The organism is Paenibacillus sp. FSL H3-0286 (assembly GCF_045040705.1).
Taxonomy (GTDB): Bacteria; Bacillota; Bacilli; order Paenibacillales; family Paenibacillaceae; genus Paenibacillus_AQ; species Paenibacillus_AQ odorifer.
The window spans coordinates 6,624,134-6,636,739 of sequence record NZ_CP150285.1; the positions used below are offsets into that span (position 1 = coordinate 6,624,134).

A 12,606-nucleotide genomic window follows, 5' to 3' on the forward strand; every position below is an offset into this window, starting at 1 on the left:
TTTCCATTTTGTTAAATTGGCTTTACCAGCGGTTAATTTCAGCCCCTGTGTAAATGACTCTACACCTTAAACGCAGAAGATTTGAAAAAGTTGCGGTTTCTCAAAAAAAATCTTCTTTTTTATATTTTCCGGTGTGATCCCATTAGAAGATACATATGTATGTTCTACTAACTATTGTTAATCATGGGTGCCTACGGAAAACAGTATATCATAGTCGCTTTCTAAACGTCATTATGCAATATTTACTAAGAATCATTAACACTTGTACTATTAATTTAAACATTCCTACAAAAAACAAAAAAAGCGCCGTTGCCGACGCTTGCTTCTATTACATTGTTTCTAACGAATCTTCATAGATAATTGGATCAATTCCTGACGCTTCTCAGGACTCGAGTTCACATTGTCATACATTGCATCAATAGCTGTGCGGTTCTCGCGGTAGCTCTTCTCATGCTTGATTGTAGTATGAGACCATTCGATCAGAGCATTCTCAGTAACAACAAGCTCGTTGTATGAATCGTGGAATCCTGTTGCTTGCACCAGTTCTTCCATGACCTCTTGAGTGATCTCCTGTAGTGCCCGTTTAGCTGCAATTTCCTTCTCCAACACTTTTGCTCTATTCTCAAACATATTCTTGGCTTTCATGTAATCCAACTGTGCTTTTGATAAAATCGGTTTCATCGATGGCTTTCACCTTTCAGAAAATAATATTTTCTACATTATTGTATCGTAAATCGGTGCAGATTACAAAATTTATGTCGCTGGTAATTGTTATCTTTACATCAAAACTCCGACCTACGAATACTTTTCGCAGGCCGGAGCACTTTTTTATTCTTTAGTTAAAGTTCTTAGGGAAGATGCTTGTACTCTTCTGTAAGAGTGCCACAGTAATCTTACCAGCCTCTGCTCTAGTCAACTTACCCTTCGGGTTAAAGTTATAGACGGGCTTCTTTTGGCCTGTAACGGTCACAGCGCTTCCTTCCATAATCTTAGCTTTAGATATAGCTTCAATTGCAGGACGTGAGTAGAAATCCATGTTACTTGTATCAACAAATGATTTGCTTAAGCTTGCCAGCAGTTTACTGTCATTCAAAGACATCTTGAGTTTCAACGCCCTAGCTATCATTACTGCGGCTTGTTCACGTGTTAAGGCTTGATCAGGCCCAAAGAAGCCATCACTGAGGCCTGTAACAATACCTGCCCTAGCAGCTGTCTCAATGTGTTTGAAATCCCATGTAGCCGCTACGGCTTCTGGCACAATATCAAAGAAGGTTTGTTTATTAGCATCATAGTTCAAAGGAATACTTAATGATTTCACCAACAATGTAGCAAATTCACCACGAGTGGTCAAATCGTCGGCTCCGAATGCATCTGCTCGAAGATTGGTCATAAATCCTTTGGAATACAATCCATTCATTATATTTCTGCCCCATGGATGATTCGTAATATCAACAAAACCACGGCGCAGCTTCATAACAGTGTAATAACCAAATTCATCGAATGGAACGGTGATGGTATGTTTTTTCGTATCTACGACCCCGCCCAAGTTCTCCCACTTACCTGAATCTGTATATCGGAATACTGTAATAGTCGATCCCACTTCATCCACAATGCTGGAGTTGAAAGTAAGCGTCAATTCACCACGTTGAGAAGGTACGATTTTTCTTGTTTGACTATACTGTGTAAAGTATCCAGTCTTTCCACTGGCATCCACGAAATGCGGGGTAACCCCGTTGGTCTCAAGATTAACGCCATCATTTCCTAGACCACCACTGAGCCAATAGATATCCGATACTCTCGAAAAGTTATTAGTAGAGACGGTTGATGTAAAGCGCAGAGCAAGATCCTGTGGAATCACAAGCTGCCCGCCCCCGCCTTCGGTTCTGTCGTCACTACCCGTTACGTTGATAATGTTCCCGTAATCATTCTTACGTTCAACAACGCCATCAGCGGGATCCGCAATACCAAACAACAGTTTTGTATTAGGATAATATTTTGCAGCACCAGAGCTAGTATATCCCTTCATAATCGTGCCTTTAGGGAAGTTCAATTCCAAGGTTTTATTAAAGACACTATACTTCGTAGCTACCTTCTCCGCCATATATTGTGTATCAATCTGCACTGCACTAGCATAATACACATTTATAGTATCGCTTATTGTGGAGTTAGCACGAACCACTTGTATCTTAATGGGATTCGATTTGTCTGCTTTTAAGCCCACATAATCATAGGTGAAGCGATCTTGATTTGGCAAATCCGTACGTTTAATTGCTTCTTCTTTGCCAATTATTACTTTAGTGGCACCTTCAGCCTCAATATCAAAACGAACAAAGTTTTTGTTAACAACAATTTGCTCACCTACCGTCGCTACAGGTGACAGAAGACGATATGGAGCAACTTCCCGCACTACTTCAAGACGTTGTGTAGTTCTTGCTCCTGTTTTGTTAATAAGCTCTAGGGTATAAACTTGACTTCCTGGGGCATCAAATTTAATGTCACGTAATCTTAAAATAAAGTTTTTAGCACTGCCAATGTAGTCATAATACAGACCATTTGCAGCCACTTCATCAGGATAACGTTTAGGACCAATAGGTCCATCGGATTCCGTACCGTCAATTAGCAGCTTATCCTGCCCCGTCGAAGTAAACACCAAAGTAGAGCCCTGATATAGATTCAGCGTTGTAGCACCACTACCTTGTAGTACCAAGTCGAATTTATCTTTGCTTGTTGTATATTTTTCATCCTTATATACAATCTCAGCTGGCAATGCCAGCATGGCATTACGCTCGACTTCATTAGAAAGGGTTGTAGTTGTAAAAGGTAAACGATTATCCCCTAAAGTAGGATGGAATTGTTTTATCCCAGAAATGTTGGTATCAATGATGTAAATTTTAAGTTCTTTTTTGATAATACGTTGGTTACCAGCATTATCTCTTGAGACTCCAGTAAACACGATTTTATTCTCACCGTATACCAGTGGTCCCGTCTGACTGATTGTCACAGTGAAATTAAAAGTTGTTTTATTTACTGTTGAGTTTTTTTCTACTTCAAGCTTAAAAGGATTGCTAGATAATGAGTTACTGTCTGTACCGTTAATTTGCACTTGTGCATTTTCTATATTTTCGAACCCGATATATTCCCCAGCGACATTAAGTTTTTTTTCTACACTGGAATCGAATTCGTAGGTCTGACCATCTTGCAGATTACTTACATATATATAGTTTTTCGATACATATGAAATATCAGCATTATAGAAGGATTCGGATCCTTTATAACGGAATTGTACCTTTTGTTGACCATTAGAGAACCCTGATATTTTATAAATATATTCATTTGTTCCTGTGCCTGCAGTTACATAATCTATGGATAGTGGTTTATTACTCAATGGCAAATAGTTCGCAGTTATATCTTCTGGGGTTGTTGATCTATTTGTCTTCGCCATTATATAGAAACTATCCGTCTCTAACTGTTGGCCATTCAAAGGCAATTTAGAGATATTGGTAAGATCACCTGAGCCTGTATATCCAGGAAGGTAGTACATTTCTGTTATAACAGTCTCATTTTTCAAAAATTTATATGAATAAAGATGAGAACTGCTGTGGCTGCCATAATCTACAGACAATTTAAAGTCATTTACACCCGCCAAGATTTCTAAATCAGCTGCAGTCTTAAATTTAACCAATTTATACGTTGGCGTAACGCCATCAGGACCAGGAATTGTTAATTCTTCTGTCACAGCACTAATCGTTACAACTTTTTCGGAACTATTACCTTTATTAAGAGTTAGCACAGCATTTGTTGCAAACGGAGCCACGTTATATGGAACTAAGATCTGTCCAGTAAAACCTGCAACACTTGGAGTCAAATCAGCAGTCAACGTAGGCACATTATCATTTAAGATATTATAGTCCGCATTGTCGTGGTTGATGTTCAAAGAAGCGTACGGTTGATCCTTATCAAAGAAATATACGGATCTGTCTATTGTTATTGAATCCGAAGCATTTTGAATAACAATCTTAAGCGTACTTAATCCCGGACTCAAGTTCAGAGCGGGGGTGAAAAATGTTCCGTCTTCCAATAGGGAAGTTTGTAATGCAGTTCCTCCATTCACGGAGACACTGACTTTAGTGGCATTCGTTACTTTACCTTGAAGAGTAACTGTAGATACTGGTACAACAACTTGTGTTCCTTCATTTAAATTAAGCGCAGAAGGACCACCCAAAACTTTTAATTCTGTTACATAGGGAACTTTATCATAAAGAACATAAAATGATTCTGAACGTTGGAGATTCCCTTGCATACCAGAAAAGGTCACCTTATTAAACCCTGTATACAAAACAAGACCAGATGCTACAAAACGGTTATCCGGGCTATTGGTATCTGTTGTTACCGCTCCCGTAGTCAGGTGAGTAGCATCTGTTACCCATTTATTAGATTGACTATCTTTTGTAAGCTGCTCTACAGTAACCTTCATCGTGGAAGATGTTACCTGAGAGTAGGTTCCTGTAATTGAAAAGGTAGGGCTACTTACTTTGTAAACACTAGAACGGTCAATAAGTCCCTCAGGATTAGGATTAGCTGTTGTTGCTACAACATCCTGTTTCAACAGAACAGTATTACGTAATGTGAGATCATCCGGACTGAAGAAAGTCGTGGAGCTCGTGGTAGCCGCTGCCGCTATGGGCGTGTATTTACCTGGGAACATAGAAACGATCAAAGCCGCCAGCATCAGCCAAACGAACGGTCTCTTAAAGCGTTGCATGTGTTATATCTCTCCTTTGAGTATAAATTCTCGTAAACCTTCACTTTGTTCTTTATCGGTCATAGGAAGCGATATTTTTAGGGAAAACAACAAAAAACTCATCCGAAAAGGGATGAGTTTTGTTAGTTATAGAAAATATTAGAATAATACCATTAATAAATTAAGATTTGGAACCTCTTTCCGGATTAGCCTTCATACGAATTCTTAAAAAGAAATCAATCAGCGGACGTTTAGTCTTACCGATCAAACCTGTAACTTCCGCACCGATCTGCAAGAAGAAGAGCATGATGCAGATGACTACAAAGGTAACCCAGTTCGCCTCGTAAAGAGCGGCAGAGGATTGAATAACAGCTAAAACTCCGAAAAATGCAGCAATACCATAAATAATGAGCACAGTCTGACGATGACTAAAGCCTAGCTCGCGAAGGCAATGATGCAAGTGACCTTTATCTGGTGCAAAGATTGGTTTTTTCTGCAGCTTACGGCGCACGATCGCAAAGAACGTGTCCGACAACGGTACACCAATAATAAGCAAAGGTGTAATAAACGAAACCACGGCAATCTGTTTAAACCCTAGCAAAGCAAGTAAAGCTAAGCAGAAGCCTAAGAACAGCGATCCCGTATCCCCCATAAAAATCTTGGCGGGATGGAAGTTGAAGAACAAGAATCCGATTATGCTACCCAGAAGCAACAGGCATAACATGGCAACCATCGTGTTACCCATCAAGAAAGCCATTACCGCAATCGTAGCAATCGCAATCCCTGATACCCCAGCAGCAAGCCCGTCCAACCCGTCAATCAGGTTAACAGCATTGGTGACACCAACAATCCAGAAAATCGTAAGCGGGATAGCAATCCAGCTTTCCAATGAAGAATACGTATTGTTAAATGGAATATTCACAAAATCTACAGTAATACCAAAACCGAAAACTACAATACATGCTGCAACAATTTGGCCCAGCAGCTTCAACTTTGCTGATAATTCAAATCGGTCATCCAAACCTCCGATAAGTACAATCAGTCCGCCGCCACACAGCAGCGCTTTGATGAAGTTGGCCTCCCGCGGAGTGAACTCATATGGAATAATCGGCAATACGGCAAGCAGGCCTAACACAAACGCCAGAAAAATAGCTAATCCGCCAAGGCGGGGCATAATTTTCGTGTGCACTTTACGAGCATTCGGCACATCTGTCGCACCAATCTTAATGGCGAATTTCTTCACCAAAGGTGTGAGGCCAAGTGCGAGTCCCATGCATACGATAAATCCAGCGATGTATATGATTAACATTTGATCAGTCGACCCCCATTTCTCTACCGCATTGAATTATACGCTGTTACAAAAACAAATTCCAATCCCTTTTTTAGGCTATTCATCTGATTTTCTAGGTGAATATCGGCATTTGACTAGACTTTTGTTACTTTATCTTTCTCACGCACCACTTTTAATGCGAATTTCGGCAACGCAAGCATTCTTTTGTACCGCGTAGGCTCTTTTAATAAACGGTACAACCATTCAATTCTCATTTTTTGGAAAACTTTTGGTGCTCTCTTGCTCTTGCCAGAAATTACATCAAAGCTGCCGCCGACCCCCATCATGATCGGAACACCTAACTTGGATTTGTGTTTTGCAATCCATGGTTCCTGACTATCCGCGCCTCTGGCCACAAATAATAAGTCAGGATTGGTTTTAACAATTCCAGCAATAATTTCATCGTCCGATTCCGGACCAAAATAACCGTCATGATATCCTGCAATAATAACACGCGGATATTGCAATTGTAACCTTTCAGCGGTTTCCTGAATCACCTCAGGTGTAGAACCAAGGAGATATACCTTCCATCCATATCTTTCACCCTGTTGCATCAATTCATGTAACAGGTCAAAACCAGCTACCCGTTCGGTTACAGGCTCCTTACAATAATTAGCAGCCCATACCACACCGGTTCCATCTGGGACAACTAATTCAGCTGACTTCATTATCTCCATATAAGCTGGATCTTCCAAAGCAGCCATAACCATAATCGGATTAGCTGTAATCACTTGATGCGGGATACGGGTATGAACCGCCTCTGTCAAATATGCAACAGTTGCTGCCATATCAACCTTGGAGACTCTAATCCCAAAAATAGGAACTGTAGGTACCGCGCTTTCTGCTTTCACTTTAGATCATCCTTTATGGTGGAAATATTCTACGATTTGCCGTGCTGGAGCCCCTGCTTCTTGAATCAACGAGGAGAGGATCGTCTCCCGCTCATTTCTCCATCCCTCTGCTGTTTCCAAAAGATGGCCTATCTCAGCAGCAACTTGTCCAGCATCTAATGATTGGGTCGTGCCCACAGGCTGACACCGAACTCTGTCTAGAAAATGATCAATTTTCGGATCATAAGAGATACCAATCAGCGGAACTCGCCGCCCTGCGGCATAAATCAGGCTATGAAGACGCATTCCGATCAGCACTTCACATTGCCCTACTTCCCGCAGCATGTGTTGCGGATGACTAGCATCTTCACAAATACTGACCTGCCCCCCATGCTGGCTTATATTTTCTTCCAGCTTCTCCATCACATAACGTGAGGCTTCAATATCAGATGGAAGATGAAACGGAAGGAATCTTAAATGCAATGGTTTTTCAAGATTCGCCTTAATCAAGCCTTGAGCAAGAGCGTCCAGCTCCTTGCGATCTTGTTCCCAATAACGTACCGAAATACCTACTACCGGAAGTGAATCTGAAGACTCTGGTAATTCAGCAGCATCAGTCTCTTCAGGTAAAGATAAGCCCATCACCGGGTCAGGAACAACCTCTATGTTCTTCTGTTCTAATCCCATAGAAAGTAAAAGCTCGCGGGATTGTTCATCCCGCACAGAGATATAAGTACATTTGCGAAACACTGATTTGATTAATGGGTGGAAAAGCTTACGATGCACAGGTCCGATACCTTGAGCATAAATAAAGGTCGGTTTACCCATCCACTGCGCAAGCTTAATAATACCTAAATAGTAAGGAATACTCTTGCTTCCTGTTACATCTTGCAGCAAGCTGCCTCCACCGCTAATCAGACCAGAACTCTCATAAATAGCTTGACGGACTTCAACCAGCTTCATCCGGTGCACAGATTTCACTCCATATGTGGCGCTAGTCCACTCAGGATCGATGGACAAGACAATGGGTTCGATCTCTATACCTGCAGCTTGAGCATGTTGTTGCAGTGCAATCAATATAGATTGCAGTACCGCCTCATCCCCGCTGTTATGGAAACCGTAATAACCGGAAATAACTATCTTTTTAGGAGTGGCGACCATCGTTTCCAACACCCTTCTGCAATTTGCCATACGATTACGGCAATCACACCAATGATCAGTCCTAATCCAAGACCGAGCAAGCCACGAATGAGCGAGATCAGAACTGGCGAGTGAATATGAGCAAAGGTATCTACCATCGAGAGCTGACCGATTACAGCAATAATCATGATAAACGCTGCATTCCGATATCTAAAGGCCAAGAATGCGCCAAGAATTAATAACGGATGCGCTAGCAAAAACTCTTTATTACGCGGTCGAACGCCAACCGTATTTTCCAAGAATGTACGTAAAACCATTTCCAACGGACTCACACTGCCACCGTTACCTGTACGGGTCATGTAATAATAGCCAACAACCGCCAAAACAAAGGCAATGATAATCATCGCAAATGTGATTGGTGTCCGCAGTAGCTTACCTGTCTTGTTAAAGACAAAATCCCCACGATACAAAAGCACGTAAAGTGCCACAAGACCGATAGGTGCCATATGAAGCAGACTGACACCACGGAACTGGTTGAGAACCAGGCTATAAGTTACATTATTAAGCAGTGCTATCATAAACGGCACAGCGCTCAAAGAGATCAGTGAAGTCTTAAAATAAAGCACTAAGCTATGTGTAAACCGGCGTTGCGGGCTCATAGCCTTATAGGTAAGGGGATTGCTCCGTAGAGGTGGCCCCATTTCATTAACCTTACGAATGGCAAGCACAACGGCAAGCGTTGGTGCACTTATCGCAGCGGCAAGCGCGAGCGCTTGTTCAAACATTTCAGGCTTCACTAGCATCAGGCCTGCACTTCCAATCAGACCTAACACCCAGGCAGCAAGCGTGAGCTGTGGAATGAAGTAAGAGACCAGCAGAGCCACTAAAGACACTGCTCCAACCACCGCAACTAGCTTAAAGTAACGTTGATAAGAGGAATCTACAACCTCAAATGCCGTAGCTTGTCCCAGTTTAAATCCATTGTCTTTAATCTGCTCAACTGCTCCGCCTGGTTCGCTTAGGCTGGTAATAAGGTTATCTAATGTATCTGTAACCTGTGCCTTAGCAGTATTTCTTGCAGGAATCGTGTTTAAGTAGATCATGCGGATATTCCGATCCTTTGTTGCCAGAGCGAAACGGTCCGAAATTACTTTTGGATCTAAGGCAGAATCTCCCTCACTAAGGGAATATAAACGTGTCACATTATAATCCAGCAAATAAGCGAGCCTGTTAAAGCCCTTTTGCTGTTTTTTAATATTCTCAATTGCTGCAATCCCCATTCCACGTTCCTTAAGGAGATTAGCAAAGTCAGTGATACTGCCAGTATCGGCATCATCATTAAACCCTTTAACAGACTCACCTTCAAATAGAATCCGTTTAACACCCAATTCCTCATAACGATCCAACAGCTTCTTTACCGTGGCTTCATTATAAGTCAGAGAATCCACAAGACGAGGTACAATACTGAATCCCTTGTTATGCAGCATGTCCAGTGTAAATGGATCGGGCTGCAGCGGCTTCAATGTAGCGTCTTCTAGCGGGGTCTCAATGATAAGACCCTGCTGTCCGCGGAAACTCCAGTCTCTTGAATTAATCCCAAGATTACTAAATGCTTCTTTAATTACAGGCGCTAAAGTTTCGCTGTAATCAGCACTGGTAAAAAGAATATAGGTATAGTTCTCATTTTCAGGAATGATTGTGTCCGTAAGATTAGCTATATCAGCCGCACCCCATATCATAAGACGACGCGCCTTACGATAATCTTCCAATGTGCTTTCGTAAATCGCCATACTCTGAACACCAGCGTCTTTAAGGCGATCTAACTGTTCGGAAATATAATCTTGTGGATTTGCACGATAGCTGGCTACATCAACCAGATCACGATAATCAAACACAAATTCTACTGTTTTGGAAGACTTCTCCGTCTGCAGTCGATCATAGACCACTGGCAAGGCTGCTATAACGCCAACCACAACTATGATCCACAGCCACTTTCGGGAAGTAATATTCCAACGTTGCCATTTTTGCCGCACCAAAAGTACCTCCTCTTTCGCTTTAAAAACTCTTTTAACAAAAGTAGAAACGGATCGTCATCCTTTTAGAGACGGTACCCGTTTCTACGTAAAATATAATTCACAATATAGAAAGCACTCTATATTTATTATTGTCCCCCGTCAACGCGAGCCATAACCTGTTTCGACAGTGCAGCAACCTTATCCTTAGCATTCTGCAGGGAGTCACCCACTACTGCAAAATAAACCTTAATCTTAGGTTCTGTGCCGGAAGGGCGCAGGCAGAACCAAGATCCGTCAGCCAGCAAATACTTCAGTACATTTTCCTTCGGCAGTCCATTTAAGCCCAGGGAATAATCCTGAATTTCTGTTACGGCAGATCCAGCAATTTCTTGTGGTGCATTAGAACGCCAATCATTCATGATTCCTTGAATTTGCGCAACGCCATCTTTGCCTTTCAGCGTACGGGACTCCAAGCTTTCCAAGAAGTATCCGAACTGCTCGTACAATTCCTGAAGAACATCATATAATGTTTTGCCTTGAGCTTTATAATAAGCACCTGCTTCAGCGATAAGCATAGCAGCAAGAACAGCATCCTTATCGCGAGCATAATTGCCTGCAAGATAACCATAGCTTTCTTCATATCCGAAAAGATAAGTGTATTCTCCGGATTGTTCGAACTGGGTCATCTTTTCTCCAATATATTTGAAGCCAGTCAGCGTATTAAATACAGTTGCACCATAATGAGAAGCTACAGCAGCCCCCATTTCGCTAGTAACGATAGTCTTTACAACCGCACCATTGCTAGGCAGCTTTCCTTGTTCCTGCAAACGACTCAAATAGTAATGAATCATCAGTGCTCCGGATTGATTGCCGGACAGAACAACAAATTTACCTTCATTGTCGCGAACTACCGCACCCATACGGTCTGCATCAGGATCTGTACCAATCAAAAGGTCAGCATTCAACTCTTCGCCCAGCTTCATAGCTAGCGTAAAAGCTTCACGTTCCTCCGGGTTCGGAGATTTCACTGTAGAGAATTCAGAATCCGGCTGCTCTTGCTCAGGTACAACATGCACCTGGGTGAAGCCGATTTTCTCAAGTACACGGCGGACTGGCAAATTACCTGTACCATGCAGCGGAGTGTATACGATTTTAAAATCTTTCCCAAGCGTAGAGGCAATCTCTTCACTTGCAAGACTGACTGCAGCAACAGTATCGGTAAACGCTTCGTCATCCTTCTCTCCTAGCCAGTGCAACAGCCCTTGAGCTTCAGCTTCTTCTTGCGAAATCCGCTTTACACCATCAAAAGTGTCAACCTCTAGTATGTAAGAAATGACCTTTTCGGCTTCGTGTGGTACAAGCTGTCCGCCTTCCGAATTATAGACCTTATAACCATTGTATTCAGGAGGGTTATGGCTCGCGGTGATTACAATACCACCCGTTGCTTTCAAATAACGCACGCTGAATGATAGCTGTGGTGTTGATCGAAGGGAGGTAAACAAATGCGCCTCGATGCCATTAGCAGCCAGTACAAGAGCAGCCTCAAGTGTGAATTCAGGCGAGAAGCGACGAGAGTCATGCGCGATAACAACCGAAGGTCTGCCTTCTCCAGTATGCTTTTCTAGAATATAATTAGCGAAGCCTTGTGTAGCTCTGCCAACAGTATAACGATTGATACGATTGCTGCCCGCACCAATAACCCCACGCAAGCCGCCTGTACCAAACTCTAAGTCTCTGTAAAAACGCTCTTCAAGCTCCTGTGGCTCATTCTCCAGAGCGCGAAGCTCTGCCTTTGTAGCCTCGTCAACAGAAGGGTCCTGCAACCAGCGGGATAATGTGTCTGCCGCTTTCGCACTTAATTGAGTCATATGAATCTCTCCTTTAGATATATTTATAGAAAAATAAAATATTTAGCTCAGAGCAAACATAATTTCTCCAGAGGCTACAACCTTACCTTCAACGGAAGCAGTAGCTTGTCCTTTTCCGATGCTGCCCTTAAGGCGGGTGATCTCTACTTCAAGAGTAAGTGTATCGCCCGGTACCACTTGACCACGAAAACGGAATCCGTCCAGCCCAGCTAAAAAACCGATTCGGCCGCGATTAGCTTCTACTCCCAGGATAGCAACCGCACCCACTTGTGCAAGGGCTTCTGTAATCAGTACACCCGGCATTACCGGATAGCCCGGAAAGTGACCTACAAAGAACGGTTCATTGATCGTTACATTTTTGATTCCTACAGCTTTTTTGCCCATTTCAATCTCGATAATTTTGTCCACCAGCAGAAATGGAGGCCGATGGGGGATGATTTCTTGAATTTGGTTGATATCCAGCATTATGACAAAACTCCTTTCGGATGTTGCACATTTTCTTTTATTCTTTGCCGAAATGCATAAAATTAGGCAGGTTCGGTAAAAACTATATTTATCCTTCACCAACTGCAGAAGTGGAGGTTGAGATAAGGGGCTTTCTCCACCGGATGCGGCAGCATGGCGGAGAGGGCCCTTTTTGCTGCCCGAGGCCCCCCACCATTATACATTTTTCAGCATAAAA

Annotated in this window: 8 protein-coding genes; all 8 read right to left on the reverse strand. The window is 42.5% G+C overall.

The annotated features are described in order from the left end of the window. Positions 1 to 339: 339 nt before the first annotated feature. A complete protein-coding gene (locus MHB37_RS29580) occupies positions 340 to 681 on the reverse strand; it encodes a hypothetical protein (protein ID WP_076192371.1) in 342 nt (113 codons plus the stop codon). A gap of 154 nt (positions 682 to 835) precedes the next feature. Next, the gene (locus MHB37_RS29585; RefSeq protein WP_076192369.1) at positions 836 to 4,762 is read right to left on the reverse strand and encodes an S-layer homology domain-containing protein; all 3,927 of its coding nucleotides are present in this window, start codon (positions 4,760 to 4,762) and stop codon (positions 836 to 838) included. A gap of 160 nt (positions 4,763 to 4,922) precedes the next feature. After that, positions 4,923 to 6,050, reverse strand: coding sequence for a glycosyltransferase family 4 protein (locus tag MHB37_RS29590; protein WP_036681523.1), 1,128 nt, complete (start codon positions 6,048 to 6,050; stop codon positions 4,923 to 4,925). Between the two features lie 116 nt (positions 6,051 to 6,166). After that, complete coding sequence (locus MHB37_RS29595; protein ID WP_036681526.1) at positions 6,167 to 6,922, reverse strand: WecB/TagA/CpsF family glycosyltransferase; 756 nt, start codon at positions 6,920 to 6,922, stop codon at positions 6,167 to 6,169. Between the two features lie 6 nt (positions 6,923 to 6,928). Next, positions 6,929 to 8,062 carry a polysaccharide pyruvyl transferase CsaB gene (gene csaB, locus MHB37_RS29600; protein ID WP_076192366.1) on the reverse strand — a complete coding sequence of 378 codons (1,134 nt, stop codon included), beginning with the start codon at positions 8,060 to 8,062 and terminating at the stop codon, positions 6,929 to 6,931. Then, the gene (locus MHB37_RS29605) at positions 8,038 to 10,074 is read right to left on the reverse strand and encodes a DUF5693 family protein (protein ID WP_076192363.1); all 2,037 of its coding nucleotides are present in this window, start codon (positions 10,072 to 10,074) and stop codon (positions 8,038 to 8,040) included. The genes csaB and MHB37_RS29605 overlap by 25 nt, the downstream gene beginning before the upstream one ends. Before the next feature lie 128 nt (positions 10,075 to 10,202). Beyond that, a complete protein-coding gene (locus tag MHB37_RS29610) occupies positions 10,203 to 11,924 on the reverse strand; it encodes a phospho-sugar mutase (protein WP_076123920.1) in 1,722 nt (573 codons plus the stop codon). Positions 11,925 to 11,966: 42 nt separating this feature from the next. After that, positions 11,967 to 12,389: a 3-hydroxyacyl-ACP dehydratase FabZ gene (gene fabZ / locus MHB37_RS29615; protein ID WP_036681536.1), complete on the reverse strand. Its 423-nt coding sequence runs from the start codon at positions 12,387 to 12,389 to the stop codon at positions 11,967 to 11,969. Positions 12,390 to 12,606 lie beyond the last annotated feature (217 nt).